Here is a 20,620-nt window from a genome sequence, read left to right as displayed (position 1 = left end):
GCTTGATGGTCTTGAATCGGAACACTGCTGCTAAGCTTATCCACAATTGCTGGGGCAAAAATCAGCAATCCGTCCTGGGTCAATTTTCAATCGGCAGGGTGGGTCAGTTTTAAATCAGCGCCAACACAAATGCAAATCAGCCGGAAGCTCAACATTTACGAGATTGAGGATCTTTACCAGTCGCACGGTACGGATCCCAATCTCAGGCTTCCCAACAGCATGAGCCACGGCGGTGGGCTGGGCGTGGACGCCGCTTTGGCTCAGTTCATCGTCACTTGGGCCCGCACCTGCGAAAAAAGCGTCCTTCACCTCTACGCCTCCGCTGGCGACGACGCCATAGCGCAAATCACTCAATTGGCCCAGAGCGCTGCCGGGTTCTTTGCGTTGATCATGTGCAATGAAGTCCACGCTCAAGATCATCAAGTCATTGATCGACGCGCGGCCCTTATCGCCATCAGACCCTTGGTTGATGCCATGTTCGAGGGTGAATTGCGTTACACGGCGAGCACTCGTGGCGCCCGCCCTACGGTCATCAATCTGTTCAGCGTCAACAACGCCAAGCGTGAATTCATCAAACCGTTCTACTTTGATCACGCGTTGCCGAAAGTCCAACCCAAGTCCTGGTTTTCTACGCTTGTGGAAACGTCGTCGAAGCTGATGAATGCTAGGGGCGACCAGGGGGCGTTGCTCAAGGCAGGCTTGCCAGCATTAGGCAGCGTGCTATGGGAGCTGATTTCCAACGCCGACCAGCACGCCGTCACGGACGTGGACGGGGTCAAGTACAAAAAGGCTCTGCGCGGCACCTCCATCAAATTCAACCGCATGAATCGTCAGGATGCGCTGGAGTATTCGGCCAACGAGCCCGAGCTGGCGCGGTTTATCCTGAAGCACTTCCTGAAAGCCGAAATGTTGGACTTTTTGGAAATCTCGGTCATCGACAGTGGCCCAGGATTGGCGCGGCGATGGCTGACTGCTAAGGAGAAGCGGCCAGTTGAAAGCCTCGAAACGCTAAGCCTTGAGGCAGAACTTGAGGCGACACTCGATTGCTTCAAAAAGCACGTTACGTCCAAACCTCAGTCTCCGAACTCAGGTATGGGGCTGCATAACGCCGTTCAGGCACTCAACAAGCTTGAGGCGTTCGTGCGAATCCGGACGGGCCGACTTTCGCTGCATCAGGCTTTTCAGGGAAGTAATGAGATCATGGAGTTCGCCCCGTCGACTCGATACGGGGGGCGGGTGCTGGCGGCTGTGGAAGGCACTGTGTTCACCATCTGCATTCCGGTGAACTGACATGTTCGATCTGATGGATTTTGAAGTCGAGTTGAGCCAGGCCGGCAACCCGGTCTATGCGGTTTTTTTCTTCACCGGTCTAGATTTGCTCACGGACACGCAAGCCGCGCATGCACTTCAGCATCAGTTGTCCGGCCACATCATGCCTGATCTGTTGGTGTTTCTGATGCCAGGTTATGCCTTGGACGAATTTCGCGCCCAGCAGGCGGCCCCTACATCGCCGCTGATGGCGGAGTTGAGTCGTAAAGGCCCAGGCTCACCGCGCACCTACGCATGTGCTTTCTACGACGTAGATGGCGCCATAACTGCTTACGTTCACATCTCCGGCCCGAAGCGGCGTTTCGAGACGCTCATCAAAGGCAATTCCAGCGAAATTGCGAAGGCTGGCCTGAATCACCTCGTCGATCGTTCCAACGTGCTGAAGAAGGCGCCTGCAGGCTTCTTCTACTCAAAACCGTCGTCTCGGGCCTCGAACTATTTCATCCGTGCGGAAGACTTGTTGTCCGAGACCTTGCACGCCCACTACCTAGCATTTACCTGCTTACCCCTCATCAAGAAGGCCACGGAAGATGGCATGGCGGCACCCGATACCCTGTATCTGGACACGATCGCCTTGCTGCCCTTAGGAATGGCGATGCAGATGTACCTCATGCGGTTCGGGCAGGCGGGCTTTGCTAACATCCGGTCATTCCATTCGCACGAAGGCCTTCTCAAGGATGGGCCTTTACCTAAGGCCGTTTCTGCCCTATGCCTTATTTCCGCATCGAGCCAGTGTGGCCTCGCGCAGCAGTGGCTAAAGGTAAACAGCGCTTCGCCGACGCGCGTGGCGACCCTTCTGTCTTTTGATGAAACATCGAGTTCTTGCACGATCTTGCATGCGCTCAAGAAACCTGAAGACTTCGAAGTACTGGGCGAGGGCGAAGCGGGTGGGATTCGTCTGATCCGTATCCATGGCGAACGGTTCGTTGCCGAGCACAGCGAGACCAAGGTGCTGAATATAGGCACTGATCATGCGCCAGACTCGCTGCAAGCCAAGTTCTACTCCTTCATGGGGGCCGACTTGTTCAGCTGCTATACCCAAGATAGACCGGGGCTTAGGCCTCGGACGGTGCATGTCCATAAAGACAGCCTAGTGGTTGCCAATGATTTTGGCGGCTGGTACGAACGGGTATTGCGGGAGGAGGCCGTCGCGTCGACCAAGTGGATCATCCACGACGATGACCCGGCCAGTGAAGCCTTGGCCGACCGGGCGATCGTTTACCTGGCATCGTGTGGCGTCACGGTCGAGAACAAGGTGTCCTTCGATAGATTCGATGCCAGCGTGAACTTTGAAGGGGCTGTCATCATCATTGCCGCTGCTGCCGAGCGTGGGTCGCGCCTGCTGAGCGTCAGCCGTCGGCTACGTACTGCGCAGAACGCCGAGAAACCAGGCACTCGTCTGTACATCACGGGTGCGCTTTTCGGGCGTAGCTATCAGATGATGAAGGAACTGCAGAGCAACCTGACGCAACCACCCAAAGGGCACAGTCGCTACGTCTTCAAGACGTTCGTGGAAATCCCCGCAGCTGAACTTGCCTGCACGAGTCATTGGGTAGAAGAGCAGCGCTTGCTCGGTTCATTGCACTCGGTTACCACTACGTTCTCGCCGGCAGTCACTCAGCGCATGGCGGTGTTTGATAACGCTGCTGCCGGTGGGCTTGGTCTGAATCCGTTCTGGCCAAGCAGCCTCACCGGTCAGCCGATGACACTCAGCCGAGGTTTTGCGTTTGTCGACGGCAAGAAGGACGTGAGAGGGGCTTCGTCGACTGACATCTATCTAACCATTCTGTGGATTCTGCAGAACGCCCGGTACAGCGATAAGGTGCAGAATGCCAAGCGGCTTGAATCCGGGGAGCTTCAGCAGGTGCTTCTCTCGCCAGATGTGTTCTCGCGTTTCGACGATGGTGTCATCCAGGGGGCATTCTTGCGCGCCGCGCTCCCGACGGAGCTTGATTATCGAGCTCAGGAAACCCACAGCTTGTCGATGGCGGACATCATTCAGCGCGTTGCTGCAGGATATGGGCAAGAGCGCGGGGAAGCCGCCATGGAATTCGTGATGGCGTTGGCGATCGGCAAAATCCGTCTGCATAAGGATGTCGACAGCCGCCTGCGGGCCAGCCTGATCTCGATGTTGTCACCGCACGTGCCCGAGACTCTTTACCTGCTTGATCCTGAGTACGAGCCGCCGCTGTGATCAATATTTGTTAAACCCTTTGTAGCGATGGTGTATTTGCTAGCAACCACGGCTTGGCCCGGCTCGTGTTTGGGCTGAGGTCTGAGCATTTGGCGGCTGATGCTTACCAAAGGGGGGGCGCCAGGGTTGTAGCCTATCCGACGCGTCAATGTGCTATCAATAATCTGGACGGGTGAGGGAGATTGTCATAAATTCGATGGCTAAAATTGCCATGGATGTCGAGATGGAACCTAATGATGCTGGCGGAGTCGCTGCCAAGCACGGCTTCATCTTCCAAGATTGTGTCGCAGCCTACTACGTCACCCAGATGTTGCGGGACAAAACTATTCAACGCGTTCGATGTGAAGTCACCGATGACATTGATGTTGTTTTCGATGATTTCGTCGAATTCGTGCAGGTGAAAACCACCACTAAGACACTCTGGGCGAGAAGCGACCTTGTCGTACTCAGTTCAGGTGCCGGCAACAAAAAGATCAAATACAGCTCGATCATGCATAAGTCCATGCAATGCGAGCCCACGCTCTCCGTGCCCAGGAAGTTCAGGATCGTCACGGAGCATCCGACCAATGTCACCCTCGAATACCTGCTGATCAACCGTGAAGAGCGCGATGGAAAAGCTGGGCGCGGTGATCTGGTCGACTACCTCAACTCCAAAACCTCCGACTACGTCGCACCCAGTGGGGTGGACGTGGCGACCTGGGTCGACGCAGCGTGCTGGGAAGTCTTCCGCACGATGCGCGAGATTGAGCTCTTGGGCATCAGGAACATTCGACTAGCCTCGTATGATCTTCACGGTGTCTTATTGAGCAGCGAAGCCTCGGCGGAGAACATCTGGCAGGGGATTCTGGATACGATCACCCGTAAAGGTGCCCTGTCCCGCAAAATTCACTCCGTAGACAGCAAATCTTACCTGCGTGCGGATCTAAACGCGTGGTTCCAGGTGCTGGTCGAGGAGGATCAGATGCGTGCGGGTCGCAAAGTGTACGTCAAACGGCAACTGCCCCATATCTTGGTTCCGTTTCGCAGCTCGCTGGCGACCCCATGTGCTAAGCGCAATGGTCACGTCCTGCACCAGCAATACAGCTTCAAGCGCTATCGCTACAAACACATTGTGGACAATGTGTGCAAATGGCTGGATGAAGTGTTCCTTCGCCCCAATGAGCTCGCAGACATTCACAAGTTGTCCCTAGTCGAGCAATCTCAGCGCCTGAAAAACACGGTGTTTGCTTCCTTGGCAGACGTCCGCTCACTCCTGGGGCGAGTGCTACTCCATGCCACGATGCGGCAGATGCATGCGAGCCAGCCTATTCCGTGTCTGCTTTACCTCGAAGGTAAGGGCGAAGAAAAGATCCTCGAAAACGTCCATATCGTCAGGCGAGATCCGGAGGGCGATCAGCTGTGGGTCGGCTTCAGTGAGCTGGTCACAGCAGCCAACATCACTACGCGTCTTCCGGAGATTCGCCAACAGCTTTACGAAGAGATCGTGGAGAGTTTCAGCAACGCCCGGGGCAAGATTCTCGACATCAAGGATGATGAGTACCTACTGCGGCATGACATCGACATGATCCTGGACGAGAGCAACCCCTTCGATGCACACCTGGATCGATTCAAATTTGTGCTGTTCGTTGGGTACGACTCCTCGTTGCTCACCGACCCTGAGACACCCGGGCATGAAGATCATTTAGAACGGGAAACGACAGCTCTCTTCGAAATGTTTGCCGACGACCTGAAACGCGACCCAACGTTCGCTGTGCTTGCGATCGACGTGTTCATCTACCCCGCACCGAGCTTGGAGACGTTGACCCAGTTGGTGGACAAAAAGGTCAGGGAGGCCATATGACCGAAGTTTATGAAGCAGCCAAGTTGAGCTTGGGCGGTGATGGATTCTCCGCATTCCGCTACCTGTCAGCGGTCAACACCCTCCTGTCCAACCCTGTCTCCACCCCTCTGGGCCGAGATCTGACAATCCGAGCGCTCGATGCCCGTGAGAAATTCACCGACCACGTTGGCATTCTGCGCAACATGGTCAGGAAGGCTGGGCTGTTCCCCTACTTAAAGAAAGAGTTCTCTGAGCTGTCCCTGGGTGACCTGATTGCGCTCGACGTTTACCGCACGCCATTCTCAGAGGATTTTGTTTTCCACTCTATGCAGTTCCGGATCTTCGACCTGCTCAAGGACGGTCGCAACGTTGTGCTCAGTGCGCCCACCAGCATGGGCAAGAGTGCCATTGTCGACTCGCTATTGGGGCTCGGTCGCTTCAATCGGGTCGTCTTAGTGGTACCCACGGTCGCGCTAGCTGATGAGACGCGCAGACGCCTTCAGGAGCGCTTCGGAGAGGTCTATCAGATCATCCATCACAGCTCGCAAGAATGCCGCAGCGAACGGGTCGTGTACGTCCTGACCCAGGAGCGGGTCAACGAGCGTGATGACATCAAGGCCATCGACCTCTTCGTTATCGACGAATTTTACAAACTGGCCTTCCAGCAGCTCAAAAGTGGCACCATAGACTTCAATGATGAGCGGGTCATCGAACTGAATATCGCCCTTAGCAAGCTGCTAAAGGTGTCCAAGCAGTTCTACCTTACCGGGCCTTTCGTCAACAGCATTCGAGGCCTGACTGAACTTGGGTACGACCACACCTTCATTTCCGCCGACTTCAACACGGTGGCTGTCGATGTGCAGACGTTCGGTGTGGATGCCAATGACGACGAAGGAAAGCTTGCAATGTTGGCGACTATTGCGCCCCAGTGCGAAGGCGCCACGATCATCTACTGCAAGTCCTCTGGCGTTGCAGGCAAGGTTGCACGCGAACTCGTCCGGCTTGGGTATGGCCGTCCGTTCCAGAGTGAGCACATTGATTGGGTTGCTGAGGAATTCGACCCAGAGTGGGACTATACCTATGCCCTCAGGAACGGCATTGGCCTGCATTTCGGTGGCCTCCCCAGGGCGCTCCAACAGTACACCGCCGACCGGTTCAATGCCGGCGACCTTCGTTTTCTGCTGTGCACGGCCACCATCATTGAGGGGGTGAACACGGTTGCGAAGAACGTGGTCATTTACGACAACCGTAATGGCACTCGCGGGATCGACAAATTCACCCATGGGAACATCAAGGGACGTGCGGGCCGGATGGGTATCCATTTTGTGGGCAAAGTGTTCTGTCTGGAAGACGTTCCGGAGGACAATCTGAACCAAGAGGTTGATGTGCCTCTGGGAATTCAGGATGCGGATACACCGCTGAATCTGCTCGCCAGTGCACAGCCGGATCATTTGTCAGAATATTCTCAGGAGAGGTTTGAGGCCGCCTTTGCCCAAGATCGATTTTCCATAGATCTGCTCAAGAAGCACTCCTACTTCAGGATGGAGCAGTTCGAGCAGCTCTACAGCATGGTCGAGATGCTCAGCGAGAACGAATTCGAGTCCCTTCTGTTTCACTGGTCGCCAGCGCCTGGTTTCCTGACCACCCTGGCCATGATCAGCAGCAAGCTCGTGCCCAGGGCTTTTTCCACGAATGGGCTGCAGACCAAAACTCCCGATGCCATCCTGGCCAAGCTGACGAGCTTTCAGAGAGCTGAGAGCTATTCTGCCTATCTGAAGGGCCAAATCGAATACACCAAGCAGCGGATCAAGGATGATGAGAAACGGATCAGGACTGGTCAAAAACGGATCAAAGCTGATGAGAAGTTGACCCTTTCCACTGGGCTCAACAACGACTTGAAGCTGGTGAGCAATACCTTCGGCTACACCATTCCCAAGGTGCTGGCGCTGCTGGAAGACGTGGTTCGCTTGCACGCTATCAAGAAGGGCATCCGGAGCACGATTGACTACAGCTACGTCAGAATCAAATTCGAGAACCTTCATTTACCGCCAGGGGTGAATGCCCTTGAGGAAATTGGGATTCCCATCCAGACGCTGCACCGCATGTGTGAGCTGCTGGAGTTTCCCGAAGGGGCCGGGGTGGATGAGCTGGCTGACTATCTCCGCCATAACGAGCCGGCCTGGGGTGTTATGGGATACGTCGACCAGAGCTTCGTGAGGCGGGCGCTCGGGTCAGTGTGAGAGAGGCAGGAGCGGGGCTACCCATCTGGTTGGCTTGCTGGCACGGATCCGTGCTCTGTCTGCGACGAAGGTCTAACAGGGGTGGCACTTGGCTTGCTCGCCCTGTTTGATCTCGCCATTATCTCTAGCTCAAGCTTTTGTGAGGTTCGAGCTATATGGAAATGACGTCTCTCAGGCTGCTTCATCGCAGCATGATTTCAATTGGCAGCGACATGCAGCAGTTCTTGGTGACGACGGGCGCCGCAAGCTTTGATTGCCTCTTCTCCACTCGCGACACGCCCTTCATACTGACACTCACCGCACGTGGCGAGGTCAGAGGTTTCTTCCGCTTTGACGTGCTCAATGGGTACAGAATTCGGGACTATCTGGGCGACATGTATGGCGACCTGCTTGCTGTGCTTCGGTCAGACGGGATGAGCGGTGAGCCATTGAAGCCCAAGGACTTCCTAGAGCAACTGAACCAGGCCATTCCAACCCAAGCTTCTGTGCCGGCCAACCCCAAACCGTCTGAAATTGTCCGTCTGCGCCCTGACATCATCGAGGAGCGCGAGAAGCCGTATTTCAATGCCTGGATTTACTGGAAGGCAGACAGCGGTAAACGTCCGAGCGAGGAAAACCAGCACAAGACACTTTTACTGCTCGGGCCCGAAGCCGCGCGTCATAGTCGGGAGCGAAATGCTTCGTCGCGATGGAGTTCTACAGATACTGGTGGAAATTGGGAGCGATCCTGAATATAAGCGGCTTTGTATTACTAGAATGGGAAGCTTGCAGGGTTGTGGCTTGCTCGCGAAAGCGGTGTATCAGTCATCCGATATGTCGCTGACCCACCGCATTCGCGAGCACGTCCCACATCTGACTCTGTTCCCAATGGGATTGAGCAGTTCGCCGTTATACTCGCCGCTCTGCCTTGGAGCCAGTATGAATTCGTTGCCAATCGATGATGTTTTACCCGCCTTGCGTAAAGCCTTGGCGACGCGCCATGAAGCCGTGCTCGAAGCACCGCCCGGCGCCGGTAAAACCACGCGGGTGCCGTTGGCGCTGTTGAATGAAACCTGGCTGGCCGGGCAAACCATCCTGATGCTTGAACCCCGCCGGCTCGCCGCCCGTGCCGCCGCCGAGCGGTTGGCCAGTGAACTGGGGGAGAAGGTCGGGGAGACCGTTGGCTACCGTATCCGCCTGGACAGCAAGGTCGGCCCCAACACCCGTATCGAAGTGGTCACCGAAGGCATCCTCACCCGCCGCCTGCAGGATGATCCGGCACTCGATGGCGTGGGCTTGCTGATCTTCGACGAATTCCATGAGCGCAGCCTCGACGCCGACCTGGCATTGGCCCTGAGTCTCAATGGCCGCGAGTTGTTTCGCGACGAGCAGCCGCTGAAAATCCTCCTCATGTCTGCCACCCTCGAAGGCGAACGCTTGTCGGGTCTGCTGGACAACGCACCGATCCTGCGCAGCGAAGGCCGCATGTACCCGGTGCAGATGCGCTGGGGGCGGCCATTCCAGCCCGGTGAGTTTATCGAGCCACGGTTGGTGCAGACCATCCTTGAAGCCCTGCACGACGAAACCGGCAGCGTGCTGGTGTTCCTGCCGGGGCAGGCGGAGATTCGCCGGGTCAATCAACAGCTGGCCGACGCCCTCGGTGAGCGCAGCGATGTGCTGCTCTGCCCGTTGCATGGCGAGCTCGACCTGACAGCCCAGCGGGCGGCTATCGACCCGGCACCCGCCGGCAAGCGCAAGGTGGTGCTGGCCACCAACATTGCCGAGACCAGCCTGACCATCAATGGCGTGCGAGTGGTGATCGACGCCGGGCTGGCGCGGGTACCGCGCTTTGACCCCGGTAGCGGCATGACCCGTCTCGACACCCAGCGCATCTCCCGTGCCAGTGCTACCCAGCGCGCAGGCCGGGCCGGGCGACTGGAGCCAGGCGTGTGTTATCGCTTGTGGTCCGAAGACCAGCATGAAGCGCTGGCGGCCTATGGCAGCGCGGAAATTCTCTCGGCGGACCTTGCCGGCCTCGCCCTGCAACTGGCGCGCTGGGGCGTGACGCCGACGCAGTTGGTCTGGCTTGATGTCCCGCCCACCGCCGCCTATGCCCAGGCCCAGGATTTGCTGGAACGTTTGGGCGCGTTGAAGGACGCGACCTTGACTCCCCACGGGCAGAAAATGGCCAGCCTGCCGGCGCACCCGCGCATCGCGCATTTGTTGTTGCGGGGGCAGGACCTGGGGCTGGCGAACATGGCGTGTGATGTTGCCGCGCTACTGGGCGAGCGCGACATCTTGCGTGGCGCCGGTGCGGACTTGCACAGTCGCCTGGCGTTGTTGTCCGGCGAGGAGCGCGCCCGTGGCACCCAGGGTGGCGTACAGCGGGCCAGGCAATTGGCCCGGCAATATCGCGGCTATCTGAGAGGCAAGGCCGAGCAGCCGGTGGCCGATCCCGATCACCCGCGTTGGCTTGGGGCGTTGCTGGCGCTGGCCTACCCGGACCGGGTGGCGCAGCAGCGTCGTGCGGGCGGTGCGGAGTATCGCCTGGCCAACGGTCGCGCCGCGTTGTTTGCAGAGGCCGACAGCCTGATGAAACAAGCATGGTTGGTGATTGCCGACCTGGGCAGCCGCCAGGGCCAGCGTGAAGAGCGGATCTACCTGGCCGCGGATTTTGATCCGGCGCTGTTCGATTCGGTATTGGCCGAGCAAGTGCGCTGCTTCGATCAACTGGATTGGGATGAGCGCGAGGGCGTGTTGCGCGCTGAACGCCAGCGCAAGGTCGGTGAGCTGATCCTCAGCCGCGAGCCGCTGACAGGCCTGGACGAGTCCGCCCGCAGCCAGGCGCTGGTCAACCTGGTGCGGCGCAAGGGCCTGGAGCTGCTGCCCTGGACCCCTGAACTGCGCCAGTGGCAGGCCCGCGTCATGCTGCTGCGTCAACTGGATGCCGGCAAACCCAGTGAGTGGCCCGACGTCAGCGACAGCGCCTTGCTCGCCAGCCTGGAACATTGGTTGATGCCGTACTTGGGCAAGGTCTCGCGCTTGAGCCATTTCGCCAACCTGGATGTTTCCAGCTTCCTGCATAACCTGTTGCCCTGGCCGCTGCCCCAGCGCCTGGACGAACTGGCGCCCCATCATTTGAAAGTGCCTTCGGGGTCATCGGTGCGCCTGGACTACAGTGAACAGCCGCCGATTCTTGCGGTGCGCTTGCAGGAGCTGTTCGGCCTGGCCGACACCCCACGCATCGCCGGTGGGCGGCAGGTGGTCAAGTTGCACCTGCTGTCCCCAGCACGGCGGCCGGTGCAGGTGACCCAGGATCTGGCGAACTTCTGGCGCAGTACCTACGCCGAGGTGAAGAAGGATCTGAAGGGGCGGTATCCCAAGCATTACTGGCCGGATGACCCCTTGGTGGCAGAGGCGACTGCGCGGATCAAACCGCGCAAGTAATCCCGATCAAGATCTAACTGTGGGAGCTGGCTTGCCTGCGATGGCGGTGGGTCCGTTAGCCAGGTGCTGGATGACAGACCGCTATCGCAGGCAAGCCAGCTCCTACACAAACCCTATTCCACATTGGGTTTGGGGGTGTTTGCTATTGCGCCGCAGGCAGCAGGAACCGCGCAATCACCGGCAAATGATTGGAAATACGTAACGTATCGTCCTGGCGCACTCTGGCTTCGACCTTCTTCAGCCTTGGGCTGAAGAACAGATAATCCACCGTGCGATCCGGCCCATCGAGGCCCGGGTCGTTGGGGAAGTGGGTCAGCCACTGGGCGCGGTCAATCCCGCTGGACTGGCTGTTGCTGGGGACCATCGGGTATTTGTCCCACAGCAGATGCAGTTCGCTGTCCGGTGAGTACTGCCCGCGTCGGCCAGGGTCCAGGCGCAGGAATTGCCCCAGCGGCAACAGGTTGAAATCCCCGCCAATCAGCCACGGCGTGCCTCGGCTTTCGAATTTATCCAGCAGTTTGATGGTTGCCTGCACTTGTTCGCGCACCGCGCTGTGGCCGGGTGCGCCATTGTCCAGGCGGGTGTTGAGCACTGCCAGTTGGCCGCCGTCGCTCAACGGCAGGTAACTGAGCAGCAACGCAGGCTTGGGTTGGAATTGGCGACTGAGCAGGTTGGCCGAGGCCACGGGCAGTTGCAGGCGTTCGGCGTGTTCGATCTGGTAGCGGCTGAGGGTCACCAGCTTGCGGCCGACGCTGCCGAAGATATGCCAGTCGGGCACAAAGTCGGCTTTCCAGTCGAAAGCCTGGACGCTGCAAGGGTAGAGGTCCACCAGACGCTCCTGGAGCAGCGCCAGTTGATCCTGGTAGTGGGATGGCTTGGCGCCTTCGTCCAGCTCCTGCAACAACAGTACGTCTGGCTGTTCGTCACGGATCACCCGTGCCACTTCGTCCAGGCTGGAGGCCATGTCTTCGATGGTGGGGCGCTCGTCCGGGCCGCTGCCGTCGGGGGTGTCGTACCAGAACACGTAGTTCTTGCCCGCCAGGTACTGCACGTTCCAGGTCATCACCTTGAGCGCCTGGCCGGGCAGCAGCGTCGGCGCGCGCGGGGCGACGCAGCTTACGGGCAAGGTCTGTTTGTCGGCGGGGCGCCAGGTCAGGCTGTAGACCAGGGCGGTCAGCACGCCAGCCAGAATCAGCAGACCTACCAGGGTTGTACGCAGTAAACGGTTCATCGGCTCGCCTTATGGCGCTGCAGGACAGGCACGGAGCATACCCGACCGGCAGCCGGGAGCCCAAGGACCATGTTAGCGGGCGTCTGCATCACCGGCGATCAGCATGAACAGGCGGAACAGCACCACGCTGGTAAACAACTGCAAGAAGCTGTGGGCACTGTCGATCAGCACCGCCAGCAGCGGGTTCTGCAGGTCGGGCCAGGCCGCGACGCTGGCGCCCTTGAGCAGCCACAGTGGGGTCATTACGCATAGCAGGCAGATCAGGATGCGCAGGAAATGCCCTCGGGTCAGCCGGAAACTTTCCTTCATCGCCGCCAGCGCAGGCATGCCGCGCAGTACCAGCAGGTATTCGGCGAAGGCCAGGGTGACCATCAGCCATATCCCCGGCAGGAAATACAGCGACAGCCCCAGCAGGATCAGCAGGGTGCTCATGGCGGTCAGCAGCGCATAGCGAGGCCACAGGGTCAGCGCCATGGCCAGCACGTCGGCGGTGCGCGGCGACTCGCCACGGCTGCGGGCGTCGAGGAACAGGATCAACGCGGCGGTGTAGAGCGGATACACCAGCAGCCCGACGATCATGCTGTAGCCGGTGAACGCCTCCGGGCCCAGCGTGCGATCGAGCACTTGTTGCAGTACGGCTTCCAGGATCACCAAGGGCAGGCACAACTGCACGATGGCGCCCAGGTTGCGCTGGAAGAAATAGAAAGAGTCGCGCAGAACGGTCAACGGATTCATCAAAGTCATCACAGGCCAAAAAAGCAGCAGACACTTTAACTGATCACCGACAAACGTAAACCTTGGGTAAAGACCATTGAAACGCCGCGGCCCAGCCCCATTACTGGTGGCGTACCTTGCCCATTGCGGGCGGGACGCAGATTTTTACCGGCAATCTAACGAGGTCGCCATGAACAGCGAAGAGCAAACCCTGATCGATGGACTGTTTTCACGGTTGCAGCAAGCCGAAACGGATTCAGCCCCCCGCGACGCCCAGGCAGAAGCGCGGATCAAGGAGCACATCACTCGCCAACCAGCCGCCGGGTACTTCATGACCCAGGCGATTCTGGTGCAGGAAGCGGCGATCAAGAGCCTGGATGCGCAGAACAAGCAGCAGGCGCAGCAAATTCAGCAGTTGCAGGATGAGTTGCAACGCACCCGGACAGCCCCGCCGGCCGCAAGCGGTGGTGGTTTTCTGTCGAGCATCTTTGGTGGCAGCTCCCGTGAGCCGCAGCCTGCGCCCAGCGCGCCGGCCTCTGGCGCCGGTGGTTGGCGCGAGCCGAGCCGACCGGGCTTCAACAGCGCGCCTGCGCCACAACAGAGTTATCAGCAACCCCAGCCGGCAGCGCCCGCCGGCGGCGGCTTTCTCGGCGGCGCCCTGAAAACCGCAGCCGGCGTGGCCGGTGGTGTGATGCTGGCCCAAGGTATCAGCAGCCTGTTCAGCCATAACCAGCAGCCGCAGGTGGTGGAAGAGATCGTTCGCGAAGAGCCGGCGCCGGCCAGTGACAACAGCGGTTGGGGCAATGATAGCGCTGACAGCTTCGCCGACAGCGGTTACGCCGACGACTCCTCCTACTTTGGCGACGACGATTCCTTCGTCTGACACCCACTGAATCGGGGCGCTCTGTCGCCCCGGTCTGATTTTTCTCGGAAACCTCCTCTTGGCTGGCATACTGAGCGCCTTTGCGGGCCATCACGTCCCCGGTGCCATGAGGATATGCGGTGAAAAAAATAGCAGTGTTCGCCGATGTGCAGAACCTCTACTACACCGTGCGCCAGGCTTATGGCTGCCACTTCAACTACGCCGCCCTGTGGGCTGATATCAGCCAGCGCGGGCAGATCGTCGAGGCGTATGCCTACGCCATCGACCGTGGCGACAGCAAGCAGCAGCAGTTCCAGCAGATCCTGCGCAACCTGGGCTTTACCGTGAAGCTCAAGCCTTACATCCAGCGCAGCGATGGCTCGGCCAAAGGCGATTGGGACGTGGGCATCACCATCGACATCATGGACGCTGCCGACCATGTCGACGAAATAGTGCTGGCCTCGGGTGATGGCGATTTCGACATGTTGCTCGATCGCATCATTCATAAACATGGCGTCGAAGCCGTGGCCTACGGCGTGCCGGGGCTGACGGCCAACTCGTTGATCCGCGCAGCCAGCCGCTACGTGCCTATCGAAGGCGCGTTGTTGCTCAAATAGATTTTCAGATGGGGTTGGAACAGGTTTGGAACGTATAGCGGTCATCGACTTTGAAACCACCGGCATCTCGCCGAGCAGCAACTGCCGGGCCACGGAAATTGCCGTGGTCATCCTGGAACAGGGCCAGATCGTGGACCGCTACCAGAGCCTGATGAACGCCGGCGTACGCGTGCCGGGTTTTATCGAGCAACTGACCGGCATCAGCAACGCCATGCTGCGCAGCGCGCCGCCGGCGGAGCGGGTGATGAACGAGGTCAATGAGTTCGTCGGCACCACACCGCTACTGGCGCACAACGCCGCGTTCGACCAGAAGTTCTGGGACTTCGAACTGGGCCTGATCCGCCGCACCCGCCTGCAAAAATTCGCCTGTTCGCTACTGTTGGCGCGCCGGCTGATGCCGGCAGCACCGAACCACAAGCTTGGCACCCTGACCTCCTATGCCCAGTTGCCCCACACCGGCAAGGCTCACCGGGCCATGGCCGACGCAGAAATGGCCGCCAACCTCACCGCTCACTTGGCGCAGGAACTGCGCCGTGCCCATGGCTTGCGCGAGTTGTCCCATGACCTGCTGTGCAGCCTGCAGAAAGTACCGGCGGCGAAGATTAATGATCATCTGAAGAAACATCGCGGGTTCTGATCGCAATCCCGAGCACAACCAAGATCAACATGTGGGAGTGGGCTTGCCCGCGATGGCGGTGGGTCAGTTACACCGCTATCGCGGGCAAGCCCGCTCCTACACTTATTCGCATCCAGCCCCGGCAACCCGATCAACAGTAGGCCTGCGCTCAGGCACCGCCATTCTTCCCTTCCAAATGCCCCAGCGGCACTCGCCGCTCTATGGCGCTCGACAAGATGATCGAGGTCTTGCTGAAGCCAAACTTTGCCACCCGGTTGATCAGGTTTTCCAATTCCGGCATCGAACCCACCGCCGCTTGCATGATCACGCAGGGGTCGCCGGTGACCCGGTGGCATTCGGTCAGTTCGGGGATTTCTGCCAGGGCGTCGTAGACCTTCTGGCTGCCGTTGTTGGTCAAGCGCAGTTCGATTGTGCATTGGATCGGCAAGCCGATCTTGGACAGGTCGACCTTGGCCTGGTAGCCGGTGATTACGCCGCTGGCCTCCAGCTTGGCCACGCGTTCGGCCACGGCGGGGGCGGAGAGGTTAACGGTACGGGCCAGTTGCGCGTAGGTGGCGCGGCCATCCTCCAGCAGGGCGCTGAGGAGCATGCGGTCGTATTTGTCCATGATAAGGCTCTGGCAGTAGGGGGCTTTCGAATACAAGGCTTATAGCCTTGATAACCATGATTTGAAAAGTGTATGGGCGCTTTAAACAGGTTTTGTAACTTATGTTTACTGGCGCGGATTCCTAAAATAGCGATCCCTTGTCTTGCCGCAGAGCTGCCCATGCCTGGCCCACGTCGTTTTCCGTTACCGTTGATCGCCGCTTTTTTTGCGTTGTACGTGATCTGGGGTTCTACCTACCTGGTTATCCGCATTGGCGTGGAGTACTGGCCGCCGTTGATGCTGGCGGGGATTCGCTTTTGTACGGCGGGGGCGCTGATGTATGGCTACTTGCGCTGGCGCGGGGTGCCGGCGCCGACCTGGGCGCAGTGGAAAGCCGCGGGCATGATCGGCATTTTGCTGCTGACGTTCGGCAATGGCGCCGTGAGTGTGGCTGAACACACCGGCGTGACCTCCGGCGTCGCCGCGCTGGCCGTGGCGACGGTGCCGCTGTTTACCTTGCTCTGTGGCTATTTCTGGGGCGCGCGTAATACCCGTCTGGAATGGGCCGGGGTGATTCTGGGGATGATCGGCATCGCCATGCTCAACATGGGCTCCAACCTGCAGTCGAGCCCGCTGGGCGCTGGGCTGCTGTTGTTCGCCGCCGCTTCCTGGGCGTTTGGTTCGGTCTGGAGCCGGCACTTGCCGTTGCCTCAGGGCGCCATGGCCAGCGCCGCCGAAATGCTGATCGCCGGTGTGGTGCTGTTGATCGGCAGCGCACTCAAGGGCGAACACCTGGAGGCGATGCCGCCGGTAGAAGGTTGGCTGGCCCTGGCTTACCTGACCGTGTTTGGCTCGATCATCGCCTTCAACGCTTATATGTACCTGCTCAAGCATGTGCGTCCGGCAGCGGCCACCAGCTATGCCTACGTCAACCCGGCCGTGGCGGTATTGCTGGGGATTGTGTTTGTCGGCGAGACCATCGGCCTGGAAGAAGCCCTGGCGATGCTCGTGATCATCAGCGCTGTGCTGTTGATCAGCCTGCCCCAGTGGCGTAAGCCGAAGCCGGAAATAAGGTAAACTGCCGCGCATTACGCCCTTGCGCTGAATTTTTCCTACGGTAAACACATGACTTTCGCCACACTTGGCCTGATCGAACCCTTGCTGCGCGCCCTTGAGGCGCTTGGCTACCAGACCCCGACGCCGGTGCAGGCGCAAGCCATTCCGGCGGTGCTGGCCGGTCGCGACCTGATGGCCGCGGCCCAGACCGGTACCGGCAAGACTGCCGGCTTTGCCGTGCCGCTCCTGCAACTGCTGACCATGGAAGGGCCGAAGGTCACCGCCAACTCGTTGCGTGCGCTGATCCTGTGCCCCACCCGCGAGTTGGCCGAGCAGGTTCACGCCAGCGTTGCCCAATACGCCGAACATCTGCCCCTGACCACCTACGCGGTGTATGGCGGGGTGAGCATCAACCCGCAGATGATGAAGCTGCGCAAGGGCGTCGACATTCTGGTTGCCACCCCTGGGCGCTTGATCGACCTGTTCCGCCAGAACGCGCTGAAACTCAATCAGCTGCAAACCCTGGTGCTGGATGAAGCCGACCGCATGCTCGACCTGGGCTTCTCGGAAGAACTGGCGAACATTTACCGCATGCTGCCGAAAAAGCGCCAGACCCTGCTGTTTTCCGCGACCTTCTCCGACGATATCCGCCTGCTGGCCGGGCAGATGCTCAATGACCCTTTGAGCATTGAAGTCAGCCCGCGCAACGTCGCCGCCAACACCGTCAAGCAATGGGTGGTGCCGGTGGACAAGAAGCGCAAGGCCGAGCTGTTTGTGCACCTGATGCGCAAGGGCAAGTGGAAGCAGGTACTGGTGTTCGCCAAGACCCGCAATGGCGTGGATGCGCTGGTAGATAAGCTACAAGGCCTGGGGATCAATGCCGACGGCATCCACGGCGACAAGCCACAAGCTACGCGCCAACGTGCCCTGGACCGCTTCAAGGCCAGCGATGTGCAGATCCTGGTGGCCACCGATGTGGCGGCCCGTGGCCTGGATATCGAAGATTTGCCGATGGTGGTCAACTTTGACCTGCCGATTGTCGCCGAGGATTACATCCACCGCATCGGCCGTACTGGCCGGGCGGGCAACACCGGCGAGGCGATTTCCCTGGTGTGTGCCGATGAAGTGAATATGCTCTCGGCCATCGAGATGCTGACCCGCCAAACCCTGACCCGCAAAATGGAACAGGACTTCGAACCGGAGCACCGCGTGCCGGATACCGATGCCAGTGGCCAGGTGGTGAAGAAGCCGAAAAAACCGAAGAAGCCCAAGACCTCGGGTGGTGGCGGCAAGCGCAACCTGGGCAAGTGGGTGGAGAGCGGTGAAGTGGCGGCCGAGCCTTCGATCAAGCCGGTGCGCAAGGTGCCGGTCTTTAATACCGGGCCGCGTAAGAAGAAGTAATTCTTTGCTGCCTGTCAGGGCCTCATCGCAGGCAAGCCAGCTCCCACATTTTGAACTGTGAACCCATTCAAATGTGGGAGCTGGCTTGCCTGCGATGGCGGACCTGAGTTCGCCGCAACTATTGGCGTTGGAGCCATTCCAACACCCCGCGCCCCGCAGCCCGCCCACTGGCAAAACACCCCGTCAGCAAATACCCGCCCGTCGGCGCTTCCCAGTCCAGCATCTCTCCGGCACAGAACACTCCCGGCAATTGCTTGAGCATCAAGCGCTCATCCAGCGCCTCAAACGGCACGCCACCTGCGGTGCTGATGGCTTCGTCCATTGGCCGGGTTTTCACCAGGGTCAGCGGCAGAGCCTTGATATCGACGGCCAATTGCTGCGGGTCGCTGAAATGCTCGGCAGGCGCCAACTCGCGCAACAGCGCGGCCTTGACCCCATCCAACCCCAACTGACTGTGCAAATGCTTGCTCATCGAACGTGAGCCACGGGGCTTGGCCAATGCAGCCTGCACCTTGTCCAGTGGCTTGCCCGGCAGCAGGTCGATATGCACGGTGGCTGAGCCGTCGCGGTTGATGGCTTCGCGAATCGGCGCCGACAGGGCGTAGATCAAACTGCCCTCGATACCGGTCGCGGTGATCACGCATTCGCCCAACCGGGGTTTGTCATCGGCCAAACCGATGGCGACGTTTTTCAGCGGCGCTCCGGCGAATTTGCTCACCATCAAGTCGCTCCAGGCCGTCACCTCGAAGCCACAGTTGCTCGGTTGCAGCGGGGCGTAAGGCACGCCTTGGTCTTCCAGCAACTTGAGCCAGGCGCCGTCGGAACCCAGGCGCGACCAACTGCCGCCGCCGAGGGCCAGGAGCACGGCATCGCTGTGGACAGTTTTCTCGCCATCCGGGCTGTGGATAATTAATCCGCCATCGGCATTCCAGCCCAGCCAGCGGTGGCGGGTGTGGATAACTACCCCTTGGTCGCGCAAGCGCTTGAGCCAGGCGCGCAGCAGCGGTGCGGCTTTCATATCGGTCGGAAACACGCGGCCAGAGCTGCCGACAAAGGTTTCTATCCCCAGCCCATGGATCCATTCGCACAACGCCTCGGCGCCAAACTGGCGCAGCAAGGGGGCGATGTCGGGTGCGCGCTCGGCATAGCGTGAGAGAAAGGCCGGGTAGGCCTCGGAATGGGTGATGTTCATGCCGCCAACCCCGGCCAGCAGGAACTTGCGACCCACCGATGGCATGCCGTCATACAGGTCCACACGGACCCCGGTCTGGCTCAATACTTCGGCGGCCATCAGCCCGGCGGGGCCGCCACCGATGATCGTGACGTGAGGGGGCTGGGCTGGAATCTGGGGCATGGTGGTGACTGCGGTTCGGCGAAGTAGGCCGAGCATTCTACCCGAGCACCGCGAAACTGCCTGATCAAAAAACGTACACGTTCCTACACCCTATGTGGCGTGTGCCTTGCAGGCGCTTACGCTCAACTTATCCACAGGCCGTTCCACAGGCATTGTGGGTAACGCAACCACACTTCAATGACAGCCTGATGATGTCCACACCCGTTGGGCACTGTGATGCAGGATGCCATGGCGACGGGCCAGGGCAGGGCGATCCTTGCTGTAGCCGCCGCCAATTACGCCCACCACCGGAATGTCGCGGCCCAGGCAATGGCGCATCACGCTTTCGTCCCGGGCGGCGACGCCTGCGTCTGTCAGCTTGAGATAACCCAGGGCGTCGTCCTTGTGCACATCGACACCCGCGTCATACAGCACCAGGTCGGGCTGGTAGAGCGGCAGCAGGTAGTTGAGGGCGTCGTCCACCACCTTGAGGTAGTCGGCATCGCCCATGCCCATGGGCAGCGGGATATCCCAGTCGCTGGTGGCCTTGCGCGCCGGGAAGTTCTTTTCGCAGTGCAGGGACACGGTAATGGCATCCGGCGTGTCGTGGAGGATGCGCGCGGTGCCATCGCCTTGATGCACGTCACAGTCGAAGATCAGCACTCGGTTGACCCGCCCGCTGGCCAGCAGGTAGTGGCTGATCACCGCCAGGTCATTGAAGATGCAGAAGCCCGCCGGGTAGTCGTAGTGGGCATGGTGGGTGCCGCCCGCCAGGTGGCAGGCCAGGCCGTGTTCCAGGGCCTGTTCGGCCGCCAGCAACGAGCCGCCGACTGCGCGCACGGTGCGCCGGGCCAGGGCTTCGCTCCAGGGCAGGCCCAGGCGCCGTTGGTCTTCGCGGGACAACTCACCGCTCATATAGCGTTCGATATAGCCAGGGTCATGGGCCAGGGCGAGGACCTCGGCCGGGCATAATTGTGGGCGCAGCAGTTGGCTGTCCTGGGTCAGGCCGCTGTCGACCAGGTGATCGCGCAGCAGCCGGAACTTGTCCATGGGGAAGCGATGATCCGCTGGGAACTCGGGGCTGTAGTCGTCGTGGTAGATCAGTGGCAAAGGCATGGCAATTTCTGACAGGAACCAGCGACGGATCTTAACAGCGCTGTACACTCACGCACATG

Annotated in this window: 16 protein-coding genes; 11 read left to right on the top strand and 5 right to left on the bottom strand. The window is 59.7% G+C overall.

The window, feature by feature from the left end:
• Positions 1-129: 129 nt before the first annotated feature.
• From FIV38_RS19045 to hrpB, 6 genes are all read left to right on the top strand, one after another.
• Positions 130-1,290, top strand: a complete 1,161-nt coding sequence (locus FIV38_RS19045) for an ATP-binding protein (RefSeq protein ID WP_070996355.1) — start codon at positions 130-132, stop codon at positions 1,288-1,290.
• 1 nt (position 1,291) lies between these two features.
• Positions 1,292-3,523 (top strand): hypothetical protein, encoded by a 2,232-nt coding sequence (locus tag FIV38_RS19040; RefSeq protein ID WP_070996354.1) that lies wholly within the window; start codon positions 1,292-1,294, stop codon positions 3,521-3,523.
• A gap of 223 nt (positions 3,524-3,746) precedes the next feature.
• Positions 3,747-5,363, top strand: coding sequence for a HamA C-terminal domain-containing protein (locus FIV38_RS19035; RefSeq protein WP_070996361.1), 1,617 nt, complete (start codon positions 3,747-3,749; stop codon positions 5,361-5,363).
• Positions 5,360-7,582: a DEAD/DEAH box helicase gene (locus tag FIV38_RS19030; protein WP_092230608.1), complete on the top strand. Its 2,223-nt coding sequence runs from the start codon at positions 5,360-5,362 to the stop codon at positions 7,580-7,582. The genes FIV38_RS19035 and FIV38_RS19030 overlap by 4 nt, the downstream gene beginning before the upstream one ends.
• 155 nt (positions 7,583-7,737) lie before the next feature.
• Positions 7,738-8,313, top strand: coding sequence for a DUF6037 family protein (locus FIV38_RS19025; protein ID WP_070996352.1), 576 nt, complete (start codon positions 7,738-7,740; stop codon positions 8,311-8,313).
• A gap of 187 nt (positions 8,314-8,500) precedes the next feature.
• Positions 8,501-11,008 carry an ATP-dependent helicase HrpB gene (hrpB, locus tag FIV38_RS19020; RefSeq protein WP_092230606.1) on the top strand — a complete coding sequence of 836 codons (2,508 nt, stop codon included), beginning with the start codon at positions 8,501-8,503 and terminating at the stop codon, positions 11,006-11,008.
• Positions 11,009-11,150: 142 nt separating this feature from the next.
• On the opposite strand, the gene FIV38_RS19015 is transcribed toward hrpB, so the two are convergent.
• Positions 11,151-12,239, bottom strand: a complete 1,089-nt coding sequence (locus FIV38_RS19015) for an endonuclease/exonuclease/phosphatase family protein (protein WP_029292198.1) — start codon at positions 12,237-12,239, stop codon at positions 11,151-11,153.
• 72 nt (positions 12,240-12,311) lie between these two features.
• Positions 12,312-12,974 (bottom strand): YciC family protein, encoded by a 663-nt coding sequence (locus FIV38_RS19010; RefSeq protein ID WP_092230603.1) that lies wholly within the window; start codon positions 12,972-12,974, stop codon positions 12,312-12,314.
• Between the two features lie 169 nt (positions 12,975-13,143).
• Here FIV38_RS19010 and FIV38_RS19005 point away from each other — a divergent pair, with 169 nt between their 5' ends.
• The 3 genes from FIV38_RS19005 (at position 13,144) to FIV38_RS18995 (ending at position 15,069) form a co-directional block, all read left to right on the top strand.
• On the top strand, positions 13,144-13,836 hold the full coding sequence (locus tag FIV38_RS19005; protein WP_092230600.1) for a DUF2076 domain-containing protein: 693 nt from the start codon (positions 13,144-13,146) through the stop codon (positions 13,834-13,836).
• A 119-nt stretch (positions 13,837-13,955) separates the two neighbouring features.
• Positions 13,956-14,432, top strand: coding sequence for an NYN domain-containing protein (locus tag FIV38_RS19000; protein ID WP_029292193.1), 477 nt, complete (start codon positions 13,956-13,958; stop codon positions 14,430-14,432).
• Between the two features lie 25 nt (positions 14,433-14,457).
• On the top strand, positions 14,458-15,069 hold the full coding sequence (locus tag FIV38_RS18995; RefSeq protein ID WP_092230597.1) for a 3'-5' exonuclease: 612 nt from the start codon (positions 14,458-14,460) through the stop codon (positions 15,067-15,069).
• A 148-nt stretch (positions 15,070-15,217) separates the two neighbouring features.
• On the opposite strand, the gene FIV38_RS18990 is transcribed toward FIV38_RS18995, so the two are convergent.
• Positions 15,218-15,676 carry an Lrp/AsnC family transcriptional regulator gene (locus tag FIV38_RS18990; RefSeq protein WP_029292189.1) on the bottom strand — a complete coding sequence of 153 codons (459 nt, stop codon included), beginning with the start codon at positions 15,674-15,676 and terminating at the stop codon, positions 15,218-15,220.
• A 159-nt stretch (positions 15,677-15,835) separates the two neighbouring features.
• On the opposite strand from FIV38_RS18990, the gene yedA reads away from it, so the two are divergent.
• Positions 15,836-16,732 (top strand): drug/metabolite exporter YedA, encoded by an 897-nt coding sequence (gene yedA / locus FIV38_RS18985; protein ID WP_029292188.1) that lies wholly within the window; start codon positions 15,836-15,838, stop codon positions 16,730-16,732.
• A 48-nt stretch (positions 16,733-16,780) separates the two neighbouring features.
• Complete coding sequence (locus FIV38_RS18980; protein WP_092230594.1) at positions 16,781-18,112, top strand: RNA helicase RhlE1; 1,332 nt, start codon at positions 16,781-16,783, stop codon at positions 18,110-18,112.
• A 118-nt stretch (positions 18,113-18,230) separates the two neighbouring features.
• On the opposite strand, the gene FIV38_RS18975 is transcribed toward FIV38_RS18980, so the two are convergent.
• Positions 18,231-19,466, bottom strand: coding sequence for a TIGR03862 family flavoprotein (locus FIV38_RS18975; protein WP_092230591.1), 1,236 nt, complete (start codon positions 19,464-19,466; stop codon positions 18,231-18,233).
• A gap of 174 nt (positions 19,467-19,640) precedes the next feature.
• Positions 19,641-20,561: a histone deacetylase family protein gene (locus FIV38_RS18970; RefSeq protein WP_029292181.1), complete on the bottom strand. Its 921-nt coding sequence runs from the start codon at positions 20,559-20,561 to the stop codon at positions 19,641-19,643.
• Positions 20,562-20,620 lie beyond the last annotated feature (59 nt).

Source organism: Pseudomonas proteolytica (assembly GCF_007858275.1).
GTDB classification, from domain to species: domain Bacteria; phylum Pseudomonadota; class Gammaproteobacteria; order Pseudomonadales; family Pseudomonadaceae; genus Aquipseudomonas; species Aquipseudomonas proteolytica.
This window is presented reverse-complemented; position numbering and strand designations above follow the sequence as displayed.